The following is a 15499-nucleotide window of genomic DNA, read 5'->3' as shown; positions in this document are numbered from 1 at the left end:
CCCTCGCGTACAAACGCTAAAGGCTCTTCGTTATAGTGCACTTGGCCTGAAACTAACGTGGCTCTGCACGCGCCACAATAGCCTTCGCGGCATTGATACGCTACGTCTATTTTTTGGTTTTCTAAGCAATGTAAAACAGAAGGGCAGCCAGTGCTAAATTCTATACACTGGCTGTTATCTGCAAGCGTTATACTTGCAGTGGGTTTGTCACTCATTATAAATCAAAGTCACCAAATTCTGAGGCATCTACTTGTGAGTCAATTTGACCTACAAGGTATGAGCTAATTTCTGCTTCTTGCGGTGCAACTTGCACGTTGTCAGACACAAGCCATGAGTTGATCCATGGAATTGGGTTACTGTTGTTTTCAAATTGTGCAGGCAGGCCAATGGCGGTCATACGTGCGTTGGTGATGTATTCAACATACTGACATAAAATGTGTTTGTTTAAGCCAATCATAGAGCCATCTTTGAATAAGTATTCTGCCCATTCTTTTTCTTGCTCTGCGGCTTCAACAAACATTTTAATGGCTTCTTCACGGCACTGCGCGGCAACAATCGCCATTTCAGGGTCGTCTTTACCATCTTGCATAATGTTTAAAATATGCTGCGTACCCGATAGGTGAAGCGCTTCATCACGTGCGATTAGCTTGATGATTTTAGCGTTACCTTCCATTAATTCACGTTCAGCAAAGGCAAACGAACACGCAAAGCTGACATAAAAACGAATGGCTTCAAGAATATTTACCGACATCATGGCAAGGTAAAGTTTCTTTTTAAGATCAAATAAGCTAATTACAACGGTTTGACCGTTAATTTCGTGCTTGCCTTCGCCATACAGGTTATAAAGCGACACGCCATTGATTAAATCATCGTAGTAGGTGGTTACCGCATCAGCACGTTCGCTAATTTTTTCGTTACTTACTATGTCATCAAAAATAAGTTCTGGTGACTGTGTAACGTTACGAATAATGTGGGTGTAAGAGCGACTGTGAATAGTTTCACTAAATGCCCATGTTTCTATCCATGTTTCTAGCTCAGGAATAGATACAATGGGGAGTAGGGCAACGTTTGGTGAGCGGCCTTGTACACTATCAAGCAGCGTTTGATATTTTAAGTTACTTAAAAATATGTGCTTTTCGTGCTCTGGTAATGCTTGAAAGTCTAAACGGTCTTTACTTACGTCTACTTCTTCTGGACGCCAAAAAAACGAAAGTTGCTTTTCAATCAATTTTTCAAAAATAGGGTATTTTTGTTGATCGTAACGCGAAACGTTAACGGTTTGGCCAAAAAACATTGGCTCTTGCATTTGATCATTATGGTTACGACTAAAAGTAGTATAAGACATGTCTATCACTCAAAAAACTATCACTAAAACTATCAGGACAAAGCGGGCAAAGAGCCCGCTTTAAGTTTAACTATTAAATTTTACACGCGCCGCCTGCACAATCATCATCTTCCACTTCTGGAGTGTCGTCTTGTGCATCTGATGCGCCATCACGGGTGTTATGGTAGTAAAGTGTTTTAACACCAAGCTTGTATGCACCTAGTAAGTCTTTTAATAAGACTTTCATAGGTACTTTACCGCCTTCGTATTTGTTTGGATCATAATTAGTATTGGCCGAAATAGTTTGGTCAATAAACTTTTGCATTATGCCCACTAACTGTAAGTAACCATCGTTTGATGGAATATCCCACAGCAGCTCGTAGTTATCTTTTAAGCGTTCGTACTCAGGAACTACTTGTTTTAAAATACCGTCTTTACTTGCTTTAACGCTAATGTGACCACGTGGTGGCTCAATACCGTTAGTTGCGTTAGAGATTTGCGACGATGTTTCTGAAGGCATTAATGCGCTAAGTGTTGAGTTACGCATGCCGTGCTCTTTAATGCTGGCACGTAACGAATCCCAGTCTAAGTGCAGTGGCTCATCACAAATTTTATCTAGGTCACGTTTGTACGTATCAGTTGGCATAATACCTTGAGAGTACGTTGTTTCGTTAAACTTAGGACACGCGCCACGCTCTTTAGCCAGCTCGTTTGATGCCTTCATTAAGTAGTATTGAATTGCTTCAAACGTTTTGTGAGTCAGTGCATTAGCACTGCCATCAGAGTAACGCTTACCATTTTTAGCAAGGTAGTACGCGTAGTTAATTACGCCTATTCCTAACGTACGACGGCCCATAGTGGCATTACGTGCAGCCGGTACTGGGTAGTCTTGGAAATCAAGTAGGTTATCAAGTGCACGTACTGCAAGCTCAGCAAGCTCTTCAAGTTCATCAAGTGACTCAATAGCGCCTAGGTTAAATGCAGATAGCGTACAAAGTGCAATTTCGCCTTCTTCATCGTTTACGTTATTTAACGGCTTAGTTGGCAATGCAATTTCTAAACATAAGTTAGATTGGCGAATTGGCGCCACTTTAGAAATAAACGGGCTGTGCGTATTACAGTGATCCACGTTTTGTAAATAAATACGACCTGTGCTGGCACGCTCTTGTGCGAACATTGAGAAAAGCTCAATCGCTTTAATACGCTTTTTACGAATAGACTCGTCTTGTTCGTATTTTACGTATAACGCATCAAACTCGTCTTGGTCTTCAAAGAATGCATCGTAAAGGCCAGGCACATCTGATGGGCTAAATAACGTAATGTAGTCGTCTTTAATTAAACGAGAATACATTAGTTTATTAAACTGTACGCCGTAATCTAAATGACGAACACGGTTATCATCAACACCACGGTTATTTTTAAGTACCAGTAGGTTTTCTACTTCTAAATGCCAAAGCGGGTAGAATAACGTTGCAGCACCGCCACGTACACCACCTTGCGAGCAGCTTTTAACCGCTGTTTGAAAGTGCTTATAAAAAGGAATACAACCAGTGTGGTACGCCTCGCCATTACGGATATGGCTACCTAATGCACGAATACGGCCGGCGTTAATACCAATACCTGCACGTTGTGAAACGTACTTAACAATGGCAGATGATGTGGCGTTAATTGAATCAAGGCTGTCGCCACATTCAATAAGTACACACGAGCTAAACTGACGCGTAGGGGTACGCACACCCGACATAATTGGCGTAGGTAAAGAGATTTTAAACGTTGATACTGCATCGTAAAAACGTTTGATGTAGTCAGTACGTGTTTCGCGCGGGTAGTCAGAGAATAAACTCGCAGCCACTAAGATATATAAAAACTGGGCGCTTTCGTAAATCTCACCCGTTACGCGGTTTTGTACTAGGTATTTACCTTCAAGCTGCTTTACTGCTGCGTAGCTAAAGTTAAGATCGCGCGAATGATCAAGATAAGCATCTAGCTCATCAAGCTCTTGCTCTGTGTAATCAACGAGTAAATGAGCGTCGTAGCGTTTGTCTTCAACCATTTTTGTAACATGATCAAATAAACGTGGTGGCTCAAACTGGCCATACGCTTTTTTACGTAAGTGGAATACAGCTAAGCGGGCAGCTAAGTACTGGTAGTCAGGCGACTCTTTTGAAATTTGATCGGCTGCTGCTTTAATGATGGTTTCGTGAATGTCTTTTGTACGAATACCGTCGTAAAATTGAATGTGTGACTTTAATTCAACCTGTGAAACCGATACGTTGTTTAAACCTTCGGCGGCCCATTCAATAACGCGATGGATCTTATCAAGATCTAAAGGCTCTTTACGCCCGTCACGCTTGCTTACAGATAACTGTTGGTTCATAGCTTTGCCTGTATTCCTTGGAAATTGTGTATTTTGACCAATGCTTTATACCTCGCTAAAGCAAGGTACGTATTCATTTATTATAAGTTTCACCGTATTGGCGAATTTAATTGAATAACATTTGGCCACAATATCTGGTGTTGTTCAATTTAGAGATCACAAGATAGTGTGGTCTGAGCTGATTTGCAAGGGACATAATTGCCCCTATTTGTGGATAACTTTGGGATAACGTATTTGTGTTAGTAGTCACTCACCTTCGAACAATCATTTAAGTTGAAATAGCTAAAAATCAACTAATGATCTGCTAAATTTATGCATTTTGAAAATAAATTTCGACTGCTTTTTTTATCAACAAGCTTTGCATAAAAACTAACACAATCACAATATATAGTGTTTAATAATTTACATGGCACTATATATGGTTAAAAGCATCAATAGGGCTGTGCCAGTTTAAATCGGCTTCCCAGCCCTTGGCCTCATCAATACTTGGTATATAGCCCCAAAGCGCTGTTGCTGTGTGCATACCTGCGGCTTTACCTGCTTCTATATCACGTTGAGCATCACCTATGTATAAACAACGCTTAGGATCTACGTTCATCAGTTTTGTACAGTGTAGTAAGGGTAAAGGTGATGGTTTAGCCTCGGTGAGGGTATCGCCACTGACCACAACGTGTGCATTTTTTAAAGCGGGTATAGCAGCCACTAATGGATCGGTTAAAAACCCGGGCTTATTAGTCATTATTCCCCATTTTATACCTTGGTTATCAAGGGCTATGAGTAATGATTCTATGCCTTCAAAGCAGCGGGTGTGTGTAGCTAGGTTTTGGCTGTAGTGGCTGACTAACTGTTTTATTCGTTCAGTTTGTGGTTGCGATGCCCATTGCGCTTTAAAGCCAAGTTCAAGCAATGCGCCGGCGCCATTAGACGCTACTTTTCTATAAGCCTCAGGCGTAACTTGCGCAACACCTTCACTTTTAAGTACGGCATTTAAAGCAGCACCTAAATCGTCTGCTGTATCAAGCAAGGTGCCATCTAAATCAAATAAGAAAGCGTCGTACTCAAAAGGAGTTAAGGGGGTATGAGAGCTAGCCATTATGCTAACTTCTCAAAATGAAGAATGTAATTAACACTCACATCTGTATTTAATGAATACTGCTTAGAAAGCGGGTTGTAGCCTAGGCCAGCACTGGCACGTACTTTTAAACCGGCTTGTTCAGCCCATGCAATAAGTTGTGCAGGTTTGATAAATTTGTTGTGATCGTGTGTGCCCTCAGGCACCATTTTTAACAGCTTTTCAGCACCTACAATAGCAAACAAGTAAGCTTTAGGCGTTTTATTTAGGGTTGAGAAAAAAACATCAGCCCCTGGCTTGGCAAGCTCTGCGACTGCATGAATAATAGAAGCAGGGTCAGGTACGTGCTCTAGCATTTCCATACAGGTTATTACATCAAAGCGAGCAGGGTGCTGGGTTGCAAATTCTTCTGCAGGTACTTTTATATAGTCAACATTTACACCGGTTTCTAGGCTATGAAGCTTTGCTACGGTGAGTGGCTCTTGGCCCATGTCTATACCGGTTACGTGTGCGCCCATGCGTGCCATGCTTTCGCTAAGAATGCCGCCACCACAGCCTACATCGAGTGTTTCTTTATCAAATAAGCCTTGGGTTTTGTTAGCCACAAAGTCTAATCGTAATGGGTTAATTTCGTGAAGAGGTTTAAACTCTCCGTCTTGGTCCCACCATCGCTCTGCAATGGCTTCAAATTTTGCTATTTCTGCGTTATCTACATTTTGATGTTCGGTCATAAAATACTTCCTCGTCAATCTGAGGCCATTATATAGGGCTAAATTGATAAATCGCAAAGTTTTGCGCCTGTAAATTTAAATTAATTGTGATAGCATGGTCGCTTAGAAATAATAACAAATACTCTTGGCGCCTAATACCGGGTTGCTAAGAGCTGATACTGAAGGAATGTGATATCAAATGACTGATCTCGCCAATGAAATTCTGCCAGTCAATATTGAAGACGAGTTAAAAAACTCCTACCTTGATTACGCAATGAGCGTAATTGTAGGACGTGCATTACCAGACGTACGTGATGGTTTAAAACCTGTTCACCGCCGCGTTTTGTTTGCAATGAACGAGCTTAGTAATGACTGGAATAAGCCTTACAAAAAATCGGCCCGTGTGGTCGGTGACGTAATCGGTAAATACCACCCACACGGCGACAGTGCAGTTTATGACACCATCGTGCGTATGGCACAGCCATTCTCACTACGTTATATGCTTGTAGATGGCCAAGGTAACTTCGGTTCGGTTGATGGTGATTCAGCAGCGGCAATGCGTTATACAGAAGTACGTATGGCAAAAATGTCGCATGAGTTATTAGCCGATCTTGAAAAAGAAACGGTTGATTTCGTTCCTAACTACGACGGTACCGAACAAATTCCTGACGTTTTACCAACCAAAGTGCCTAACTTACTTGTTAACGGTTCATCGGGTATTGCGGTAGGTATGGCAACAAACATTCCACCTCATAACTTAACTGAAGTGGTTAATGGTTGTTTAGCGCTTATTCAAAACCCTGATTTAACGATTCATGAATTAATGGATTACATTCCGGGTCCTGATTTCCCAACGGCTGCCATTATCAATGGTAAAAAAGGCATTGAAGATGCTTATTTAACCGGCCGTGGTAAAGTGTACATGCGTGCACGCGCCGACATCGAAACCGATGAAAAAACAGGCCGCGAAACCATTATCGTGCACGAAATTCCTTATCAGGTTAACAAAGCACGCTTAATTGAAAAAATTGCTGAGCTTGTTAAAGATAAAAAAATTGAAGGCATTAGCGCACTACGTGATGAATCAGATAAAGACGGTATGCGTATCGTTATTGAGATCAAACGTGGTGATGTAGGTGAAGTTATCCTCAACAACTTATATTCACAAACTCAGTTACAAACTGTGTTTGGTATGAATATGGTTGCATTAATTAACAACCAACCTAAGTGTTTCAACTTAAAAGAAATGCTTGAAGAGTTTGTTATTCACCGCCGTGAAGTGGTTACACGCCGTACCGTATTTGATTTACGTAAAGCGCGCGACCGTGCTCATACCCTTGAAGGTTTAGCAATTGCGCTTGCCAACATCGACCCAATTATTGAGTTAATTCGTAAATCGCCAACCCCAGCTGAGGCTAAAGTAGCCTTAACAGCTCGCCCATGGGATTTAGGTAACGTACAAGCTATGCTTGAAAAAGCAGGCGAAGACAATGTAGCACGCCCAGATTGGCTGGCAAGTGAGCTGGGTATTCGCGATGGTCAGTACTATATTTCTGAGCAGCAAGCACAAGCAATTCTTGATTTACGTTTACACAAACTAACCGGCCTTGAGCATGAAAAAATCTTAGCAGAGTACCAATCGCTGTTAGATTTAATTGCTGAGCTACTACACATTTTAGGTAGCCCTGAGCGTTTAATGGAAGTTATTCGTGATGAGTTAGTTGAAATTAAAGAGCAATATGGTGATGAGCGTCGTACAGAAATTAACGCTGCAGCGCACGATATTAGCCTTGAAGATTTAATTAACGAAGAAGATGTTGTTGTGACCTTGTCGCACGAAGGTTACGTTAAGTATCAGGCATTGTCTGATTACGAAGCGCAGCGCCGTGGTGGTAAAGGTAAGTCAGCAACGAAGATGAAAGATGAAGATTTCATTGAGCGTCTTTTAGTGGCTAATACCCACGATACCATTTTATGTTTCTCTACTGCGGGTCGTTTGTACTGGCTTAAAGTATACCAGTTACCACTGGCTAGTCGCGCCGCTCGCGGTAAGCCAATTGTTAACTTACTGCCACTTGAAGATGATGAGCGCATTACTGCTATCTTACCTGTACGCGAGTACGAAGAAGATAAATACATTTTCATGGCAACAGCATTTGGTACTGTGAAGAAAACACCACTAACGGCATACAGCCGTCAACGTGCAAGCGGTATTATTGCGGTAAACCTTAACGAAGGCGATAGCCTAATTGGGGTTGATATTACCGACGGTAGTAACGAAATTATGTTGTTTACTGATGCAGGTAAAGTGGTACGCTTTAAAGAAGCGGAAGAGTCTGCTGTTGTTGATGAAAACGGCAACCCGGTACTCGACGAAGAAGGCAACCCTGAAATTCGTTTCAAAGGTGTTCGCCCTATGGGTCGTACTGCTACCGGTGTTCGTGGTATTAAGATGGCCGACGACCAACGCGTAGTGTCGTTAATTGTGCCTAAGTCTGATGGTGCTATTTTAACTGTGACTGAAAATGGTTACGGTAAACGTACTCAACTTGAAGATTACCCATCTAAGAGCCGTGCAACACAAGGTGTTGTATCTATTAAGGTGAGTGAGCGTAATGGCGCAGTAGTTGGCGCTGTACAAGTTGACGACAACGACGAAATAATGATTATTTCAAACCGTGGTACGCTAGTACGTACCCGCGTTAATGAAGTATCGACGGTTGGACGTAACACCCAAGGTGTTATTTTGATCAGAACTATTGACGAAGAGCAAGTAGTTGGTTTACAACGTATCGAAGAGATTGAAGTTACAGACAGTGACTTAGTTGATATTGAAGACGTTGAAACGGTTGATACAGTAAATGAAGAAGCAACGGATGATAATCCACCTTCTGAATAACTGAAATTGAAAAAGCGGCTAAGGCCGCTTTTTTTAATCATGTTGAAAAAAATTAATAATCCTTTTTTGTTTATCAAAAGAGTTTAAATTACTGGAATGAGGCAAAGGTAATGAGTAAATATAATTTTTGTGCGGGGCCAGCTATGCTTCCACAAGCTGTTATGCAAAAAGCACAAAAAGAATTTTTAGACTGGCAAGACTTAGGCGTATCTGTGATGGAAATAAGCCATCGTAGTAAAGATTTTTTAGCGCTTACTGCAAAATGCGAAGCCAGCCTTCGTCGTTTAATGAACATTAGCGATGAATTTGAAGTGTTATTTATGCACGGTGGTGGCCGCGGTCAATTTAGCGCTGTGCCATTAAATTTACATCAAAATGGTAAAACGGCGGTTTACTGCGAGAACGGCGTTTGGTCTAAAAGTGCCACTGATGAAGCTAATAAATTTACTCAAACCCACTCAATCAACGTTAGAAATGACGCAAACGGGCTGTTTTCTATAAAAGAAGTGGCGCAGTGGGAGTTACCTGCAGATGCATCTTACATTCACTACTGCCCAAATGAAACAGTAGACGGCTTAGAGATTTTTGATGTGCCGAGCCACCCAACGGCACCTATTATTGCTGATATGTCATCGACTATTTTGTCGCGTGAAATTGACGTAAATAAATTTGATTTAATTTATGCCGGTGCACAAAAAAATATAGGTCCATCAGGTATAGCTATTGTTATTGTGCGCAAAACATTACTTGAGCGTGAAGGTTTAGCTAAACCTGGCATTTTAGATTACGCACTTGAAGCAAAACAAGGCAGCATGTTTAATACACCGCCTACTTTTGCATGGTATTTAGCGGCTGAAGTGTTTGAATGGCTAGAGCAAAACGGTGGCGTTAAGGCAATGGAAGCACAAAATATTGCTAAAGCTAAGCTGCTTTATGACTTTATTGATGAATCGCCTTTTTATACTAATAAAGTAGCGACGCATTGTCGGTCGCGTATGAATGTACCGTTTTGGCTAAACGATGAAAGCTTAAACGAAAAGTTTGTAACGCAATCTAAAGAAGCCGGCTTACTTGCCCTAGAAGGGCACAGAATTGTAGGCGGTATGCGCGCAAGTATTTATAACGCAATGCCACTTGCAGGTGTGCAAGCCTTGGTTGACTTTATGGCGGCATTTGCACAGGAGCACAGCTAATGGAACAACTTCGTTTAGAGCCTATTTCTCGTGTAAATGGCAGTGTTACCTTACCTGGGTCTAAAAGCCTATCAAACCGTATTTTATTATTAGCAGCGCTGGCTCAAGGGACTACCGTTGTTGAAAACCTGCTAGATAGCGATGATATTCGCCATATGTTGGGTGCATTAAAACTACTAGGTGTTAACGTAACGCTTAATGATGATCGCACTGTAGCAACCGTAGAAGGGGTTGGCGGTGTATTTAAAACCCCAAGTGAACCTTTATTTTTAGGCAATGCAGGTACTGCTTATCGTCCTTTAACCGCGGTACTCGCAGCTGTAGCTGGGGAGTATGAGCTTATAGGTGAGCCGCGCATGGAAGAGCGCCCAATAGGGCACTTAGTCGATGCGCTACAAGCACTTGGCGGCGATATTACCTACACAAAACATAAAGACTACCCACCACTAAAAATAATTGGTGGGCAAATTAAAGGCGGTACTGTTGAAATTGATGGCAGTATTTCTAGCCAATTTTTAACAGCATTGCTAATGGCTGCCCCTTTATTTAGTGGTGATACGCAAATTACCATTAAGGGTACTTTGGTATCTAAGCCTTACATTGATATAACGTTAGATGTAATGGCGCGTTTTGGGGTGACTGTTGAGCACAGCGACTATACAACATTTAAAGTTAAAGGCGGCCAACAATACCAATCACTAGAGCGTATTATGGTGGAGGGGGATGCATCATCAGCGTCTTATTTTGTTGCGGCAGCGGCCATTGCCGGTGGCGAAATTGAAATTAAAGGCGTGGGCGCTAAATCAGTTCAAGGTGATATTGGTTTTGCTAAAGTGATGGAACAAGTTGGCGCTGAAATAAAATGGTATGACGAGCGTTTAGTTGTTCGCAAAGGTGAATTAAAAGGTGTAGATATTGACGCTAACGCTATCCCTGATGCGGCAATGACACTTGCTACGGTCGCTTTATTTGCTAAAGGGCCTACGGCTATTCGCAATATTTATAACTGGCGTGTAAAAGAAACCGACCGTTTATATGCTATGGCAACTGAACTTCGTAAAGTGGGTGCCGAGGTTGTAGAGGGTGAAGATTTTATCGAAATTACACCACCGAGTGCATTCAATGATGTGGCTATAGATACGTATGACGATCACCGTATAGCGATGTGTTTTGCAATGGTTGCCGTAGGCGGAAAGCCTATTACAATCAACGATCCTAAGTGTACATATAAAACTTTTCCAACCTTTTTCAAGGTTTTAGCATCAGTGAGTGAGTAGGCTTTTTATAAATAAATATAAAAAGTTTCACACTAAAGCGGATCTATTTGCAGAAGTGACGTATAATATCGCGGTTTTATTTAGGTGTGCATTGCAGGAGGTTTTAAATGCAGGCGTTATTAATGCCCGTAATCACCGTTGATGGCCCAAGTGGTTCAGGTAAAGGAACTGTTTGTCGCTTGTTAGCCGACAAATTGGGGTGGGATGTATTGGATAGCGGCGCAATTTACCGTGTATTATCCCTTGCCGCACTTCATCACCAAATAGCATTAGACAACGAAGAAGCGCTTGTCCCGCTTGCTGCAAACTTAGATGTGCAGTTTTTGGTTGATAGCCAAACTAATGCTGGAAAAGTTATTTTAGAAGGCGAAGATGTAACCTCGACAATTCGTAATGAAGAGGTTGGGGCAGCTGCTTCAAAAGTGGCTGCATTACCGCGTGTACGTGAAGCGTTACTTCGACGCCAGCGTGCGTTTAAAACCGAACGGGGCTTAATTGCTGATGGCCGAGATATGGGCACCGTGGTTTTTCAAGACGCACCATTAAAAATATATTTAACCGCTAGTGCACAAGAACGCGCGCGCAGACGTTATGTTGAGTTGAATGAGCGCGGCCTTGATGTTACACTAAGTGGTCTATTACAGGACATTCAAGCTCGTGATGAGCGCGATATGAATCGCACCGTTGCGCCGCTTGTTCCTGCTGATGATGCAATTGAAATAGACACAAGCGAGCTTAACGCTCAGCAAGTGTTTGATAAAGTTATAACTTTAGTAGATATTGCTATCTCACAAGGCAAGCTTCCTAAACGAAGCTAAACACATTTTATGCACCAGCAGGACGCCAGTGCTATTTTAACAACCCCATGCAGCATGGTTGCTTATTGGTATTAATATATGAGACGTATATTCGTATGTCAGAAAATTTTGCGCAGTTATTTGAAGAAAGCTTAAAGGGTTTTGAAGCAGAGCAAGGCTCTATTGTTAAAGGTACAGTAATCTCAATCGAGAATAACATTGTACTTGTAGATGCTGGTCTTAAATCAGAAAGTGCTATCCCTGCAGAGCAGTTCAAAAATGCTGCTGGTGAACTAGAAGTTGCTGTAGGCGACGAAGTAGATGTTGCACTAGATGCAATCGAAGACGGTTTCGGTGAAACTATCCTTTCTCGTGAGAAAGCGAAGCGTCACGAAGCGTGGATCCGTCTTGAGAAAGCATGTGAAGAGCAAGAGACTGTTACTGGTGTTATCAACGGTAAAGTTAAAGGCGGTTTCACAGTTGAAGTTGATTCAATCCGTGCTTTCCTACCTGGTTCACTTGTTGATGTTCGTCCAGTACGTGACACAACTCACCTTGAAGGCAAAGAGCTTGAATTTAAAGTAATCAAGCTTGACCAAAAACGTAACAACGTTGTTGTTTCACGTCGTGCAGTTATCGAATCTGAAAACTCACAAGAACGTGAAGAGCTTCTTGCTAACCTTGTTGAAGGTCAAGAAGTTAAAGGTATCGTTAAGAACCTTACTGACTACGGTGCATTCGTTGACCTTGGTGGTGTTGATGGTCTACTACACATCACTGATATGGCGTGGAAGCGTGTTAAGCACCCTTCAGAAATCGTTAATGTTGGCGACGAAATCGCAGTTAAAGTTCTTAAATTCGACAAAGATAAAACTCGTGTATCTCTAGGCCTTAAACAGCTTGGCGAAGATCCATGGGCAGCTATCGCTGGTCGTTACCCAGAAGGTTCTAAGCTTTCTGGTCGTGTAACTAACCTTACTGATTACGGTTGCTTCGTAGAAATCGAAGAAGGCGTTGAAGGTCTAGTTCACGTTTCTGAAATGGATTGGACTAACAAGAACATCCACCCTTCAAAAGTTGTTTCACTAGGTGACACTGTTGAAGTTATGGTTCTTGAAATCGACGAAGAACGTCGTCGTATTTCTCTTGGTCTTAAGCAATGTATTGCTAATCCTTGGCAGGAATTTGCTCGTCTACAAAACAAAGGCGACCAAGTTACTGGTAAGATCAAATCAATCACTGACTTCGGTATCTTTATCGGTCTTGACGGTGGTATTGATGGTCTTGTACACCTTTCAGACATTTCTTGGAACACGCCTGGCGAAGAAGCTGTACGTGAATTCAAGAAAGGCGACGAAATCACTGCTATCGTATTGCAAGTTGACCCAGAGCGTGAACGTATCTCTCTAGGTGTTAAGCAAATCGAAGCTGACCCGTTCAATAACTACCTTGATGCAAACAAAAAAGGTGCTATTGTTAAAGGTAAAGTGACTGAAGTTGATGCGAAAGGCGCAACTGTAGAGCTTATCGAAGGCGTTGAAGGTTACATCCGTGTAGCTGATATCGCTCAAGAGCGCGTTGAAGATGCAACGACTGTTGCTTCTGTAGGCGACGAAATCGAAGCTAAATACGTTGGCGTTGATCGTAAGAACCGCACTTTAAGCTTATCTGTTAAAGCTCTTTTCGAAGCAGAAGAGAAAGAAGTACTAGAGAAGCTTAAGAAAGAAGAGCCAGTGTTTGAAAACGCAATGGCAGCTGCTTTCGCAAATGCACAAAAAGACTAATTACTAATTAGTTTTTAATTGGAAGGGCAGTTTTGCCCTTCCACTATTCTCTTTAAGGAAACGCTATGACTAAGTCAGAACTGATAGAAACACTTGCCGAACAGCACGCACACATTCCAGTGAAAGATGTTGAAAATGCAGTAAAAGAAATTCTTGAACAAATGGCCGGCTCATTATCTACTTCAGATCGTATTGAGATCAGAGGTTTTGGTAGTTTCTCTTTGCATTACCGCGCTCCTCGCACAGGTCGTAATCCTAAGACTGGCGATACAGTAGAGCTTGATGGTAAGCATGTACCTCATTTTAAACCAGGCAAAGAATTACGCGACCGCGTAAATGAGAGTATTGCCTAGTTAACCAGTTGGAGTAGTTACTTGTTTAAGGTATTAAAAATTATTCTGGTTGTACTATGCCTATTTTGCGCATTTTTATTGGGTTCTCAAAATCCACAATTAGTACAAATCAATTATATTATTGCCAGTAATACCTTGCCACTCGCTGTAATAATAAGTATCTGCTTTATACTGGGTGTAATAATAGGGTGTTTTATTAGCTTTAAATTGTTTTCTAAATTAAAGTGGCAAAATTACCGCTTGAAAAAACAATTAGCGCCAGAAAAAAATAATAGTAAGCTTATTGCTAATAAAGACACCTAATCATGATTGAGCTTTTGTTTTTACTACTGCCTGTTGCTGCCGGTTATGGCTGGATTATGGGCAAAAATAGTGCAAAAAACCAAGCTCATCAACTCAATCGCCAAATCACTTCAGAATACAGTAAAGGCTTAAAGTTTTTACTAGACAGAGAAGAAGATCAGGGCTTAGAGCATCTAATAAACCTATTAGAAGTGGCTGCTGACTCTGTTGACCATTATTCAACCCTTGCTACTATGTTTCGCCGAAGAGGCGAGCTTGACCGCGCAATAAAAATTCATGAACTCCTTTTAAAACACCCAAGCTTAAATGAACAACAAGCTGCCGCTAGCCGTTTAGAATTAGCTGAAGATTATATTATGGCCGGCTTATTAGACGGTGCAGAAGAGCATTTAGTGTGGCTTGTTAAAGCTGGGCATGAACAAGCACTTGACCCAATTATTACATTATACTCGCAAACCCGAGAGTGGGAAAAGGGCATTAATATGTTCGAAGCCCATAGTGAGTTATTTGTTAAAGAGCAGCATTTTAAAGCAATTGCTAATTTTTACAGCGAAGCTGCCCTAAGCGAAAATAAACCGCGATTAATGAACAAAGCCATTAGTTTAAATTACAAAGCGGTTCGCCCTTTATACGAATTAGGGTTATCGGCTTACACAAGTGAAGACTACGTAAAAGCAATTTACTATTGGCGTGAACTCGTTTGCCAATTTACGTTATTTGCACCTTTGTTTATTGACCAGCTTGCACATAGTTATAAGCAGTTAAATTTAACACATCAGTTTCATGATTTATTATGTGACTTGCTCGATAAAGGTGGGGTGCTAATAAAAATAAAACATTGCCAAGCACTGTTAGAGCAAGGAAATACTAAACAGGCATTTGAGTTTTTAACTGACAGCTTAAAACGGCAGCCTACGATTCGAGGTTTTAGCTTTTTACTACAGCTAATGGGTGATAAAAATCCAAATACCAAAGAAGTACTTGATGAAATTGATAAGCTAGTTACGTCGTATATAGCAACAAAACCAGACTTTCAATGCCAACATTGTGGTTTTACAAGCCACACTATTTATTGGAACTGCCCATCTTGTAAACATTGGGAAACCATTGTGCCAAGTAGAGGCCTAGACGGATTTTAATAACCCCCAACTATTTATAACTTTACTGCCATTCATTAGGATAGTTATGTCTTTAGAAGATACAAAAAAAGTTCTTATTGCCCTAGATTACGATTCACAAGACGCGGCTCTTAATTTTGTAAAAAAACTCTCACCAGATACGTGTCGCTTAAAAGTAGGCAAAGAAATGTTTACTTATTTTGGTCCTGCATTCGTTAAACAGTTAATCGATTTAGGCTTTGACGTATTTTTAGATTTAAAATTTCATGATATCCCTAATACAGTGGCAAAA

Annotated in this window: 14 protein-coding genes; 9 read left to right on the top strand and 5 right to left on the bottom strand. The window is 41.3% G+C overall.

Going from position 1 to position 15499, the window contains the following annotated elements; all coding sequences use genetic code 11:
* The 5 genes from yfaE to ubiG all read right to left on the bottom strand — a co-directional run.
* Positions 1-215, bottom strand: a 215-nt coding sequence (gene yfaE, locus B2R65_RS03745; protein WP_286741219.1) for a class I ribonucleotide reductase maintenance protein YfaE, incomplete at its 3' end; no start/stop codon positions are given.
* Complete coding sequence (gene nrdB / locus B2R65_RS03740; RefSeq protein WP_004587863.1) at positions 215-1345, bottom strand: class Ia ribonucleoside-diphosphate reductase subunit beta; 1131 nt, start codon at positions 1343-1345, stop codon at positions 215-217. The genes nrdB and yfaE, both read right to left, overlap by 1 nt.
* Before the next feature lie 73 nt (positions 1346-1418).
* On the bottom strand, positions 1419-3701 hold the full coding sequence (gene nrdA, locus B2R65_RS03735; protein WP_054982452.1) for a class 1a ribonucleoside-diphosphate reductase subunit alpha: 2283 nt from the start codon (positions 3699-3701) through the stop codon (positions 1419-1421).
* Between the two features lie 412 nt (positions 3702-4113).
* Positions 4114-4794, bottom strand: a complete 681-nt coding sequence (locus B2R65_RS03730) for an HAD family hydrolase (protein WP_286741215.1) — start codon at positions 4792-4794, stop codon at positions 4114-4116.
* Positions 4794-5504, bottom strand: coding sequence for a bifunctional 2-polyprenyl-6-hydroxyphenol methylase/3-demethylubiquinol 3-O-methyltransferase UbiG (ubiG, locus tag B2R65_RS03725; protein ID WP_004587866.1), 711 nt, complete (start codon positions 5502-5504; stop codon positions 4794-4796). Before ubiG ends, B2R65_RS03730 begins: the two co-directional genes overlap by 1 nt.
* Before the next feature lie 178 nt (positions 5505-5682).
* Here ubiG and gyrA point away from each other — a divergent pair, with 178 nt between their 5' ends.
* From gyrA to B2R65_RS03680, 9 genes are all read left to right on the top strand, one after another.
* Positions 5683-8382, top strand: coding sequence for a DNA topoisomerase (ATP-hydrolyzing) subunit A (gene gyrA / locus B2R65_RS03720; protein ID WP_024034094.1), 2700 nt, complete (start codon positions 5683-5685; stop codon positions 8380-8382).
* 110 nt (positions 8383-8492) lie between these two features.
* Positions 8493-9575: a 3-phosphoserine/phosphohydroxythreonine transaminase gene (serC, locus tag B2R65_RS03715; RefSeq protein ID WP_024034095.1), complete on the top strand. Its 1083-nt coding sequence runs from the start codon at positions 8493-8495 to the stop codon at positions 9573-9575.
* Positions 9575-10852, top strand: coding sequence for a 3-phosphoshikimate 1-carboxyvinyltransferase (gene aroA, locus B2R65_RS03710; protein ID WP_004587869.1), 1278 nt, complete (start codon positions 9575-9577; stop codon positions 10850-10852). The genes serC and aroA overlap by 1 nt, the downstream gene beginning before the upstream one ends.
* Positions 10853-10959: 107 nt before the next feature.
* Positions 10960-11670, top strand: coding sequence for a (d)CMP kinase (gene cmk, locus B2R65_RS03705; RefSeq protein WP_004587870.1), 711 nt, complete (start codon positions 10960-10962; stop codon positions 11668-11670).
* A gap of 95 nt (positions 11671-11765) precedes the next feature.
* Positions 11766-13433 carry a 30S ribosomal protein S1 gene (gene rpsA / locus B2R65_RS03700; protein ID WP_004587871.1) on the top strand — a complete coding sequence of 556 codons (1668 nt, stop codon included), beginning with the start codon at positions 11766-11768 and terminating at the stop codon, positions 13431-13433.
* A gap of 65 nt (positions 13434-13498) precedes the next feature.
* Positions 13499-13786: an integration host factor subunit beta gene (gene ihfB, locus B2R65_RS03695; RefSeq protein ID WP_286741209.1), complete on the top strand. Its 288-nt coding sequence runs from the start codon at positions 13499-13501 to the stop codon at positions 13784-13786.
* Between the two features lie 21 nt (positions 13787-13807).
* Positions 13808-14089: a lipopolysaccharide assembly protein LapA domain-containing protein gene (locus B2R65_RS03690; protein WP_004587873.1), complete on the top strand. Its 282-nt coding sequence runs from the start codon at positions 13808-13810 to the stop codon at positions 14087-14089.
* 2 nt (positions 14090-14091) lie between these two features.
* On the top strand, positions 14092-15228 hold the full coding sequence (lapB, locus tag B2R65_RS03685) for a lipopolysaccharide assembly protein LapB (RefSeq protein WP_286741194.1): 1137 nt from the start codon (positions 14092-14094) through the stop codon (positions 15226-15228).
* 46 nt (positions 15229-15274) lie between these two features.
* On the top strand, positions 15275-15499 hold a 225-nt coding region (locus B2R65_RS03680; RefSeq protein ID WP_286741192.1), incomplete at its 3' end, for an orotidine 5'-phosphate decarboxylase / HUMPS family protein.

Origin of the sequence: Pseudoalteromonas sp. UBA2102, from assembly GCF_002331165.1 — a bacterium.
Lineage (GTDB): Bacteria > Pseudomonadota > Gammaproteobacteria > Enterobacterales > Alteromonadaceae > Pseudoalteromonas > Pseudoalteromonas atlantica.
This window is presented reverse-complemented; position numbering and strand designations above follow the sequence as displayed.

Coding starts and splice junctions, on each gene's coding strand:
- cmk (WP_004587870.1), top strand. CDS start 10,960: ATGCAGGCGTTATTAATGCCCGTAATCACCGTTGATGGCCCAAGTGGT.
- lapB (WP_286741194.1), top strand. CDS start 14,092: ATGATTGAGCTTTTGTTTTTACTACTGCCTGTTGCTGCCGGTTATGGC.
- B2R65_RS03730 (WP_286741215.1), bottom strand. CDS start 4,794: ATGGCTAGCTCTCATACCCCCTTAACTCCTTTTGAGTACGACGCTTTC.
- ubiG (WP_004587866.1), bottom strand. CDS start 5,504: ATGACCGAACATCAAAATGTAGATAACGCAGAAATAGCAAAATTTGAA.
- gyrA (WP_024034094.1), top strand. CDS start 5,683: ATGACTGATCTCGCCAATGAAATTCTGCCAGTCAATATTGAAGACGAG.
- ihfB (WP_286741209.1), top strand. CDS start 13,499: ATGACTAAGTCAGAACTGATAGAAACACTTGCCGAACAGCACGCACAC.
- rpsA (WP_004587871.1), top strand. CDS start 11,766: ATGTCAGAAAATTTTGCGCAGTTATTTGAAGAAAGCTTAAAGGGTTTT.
- aroA (WP_004587869.1), top strand. CDS start 9,575: ATGGAACAACTTCGTTTAGAGCCTATTTCTCGTGTAAATGGCAGTGTT.
- nrdB (WP_004587863.1), bottom strand. CDS start 1,345: ATGTCTTATACTACTTTTAGTCGTAACCATAATGATCAAATGCAAGAG.
- nrdA (WP_054982452.1), bottom strand. CDS start 3,701: ATGAACCAACAGTTATCTGTAAGCAAGCGTGACGGGCGTAAAGAGCCT.
- serC (WP_024034095.1), top strand. CDS start 8,493: ATGAGTAAATATAATTTTTGTGCGGGGCCAGCTATGCTTCCACAAGCT.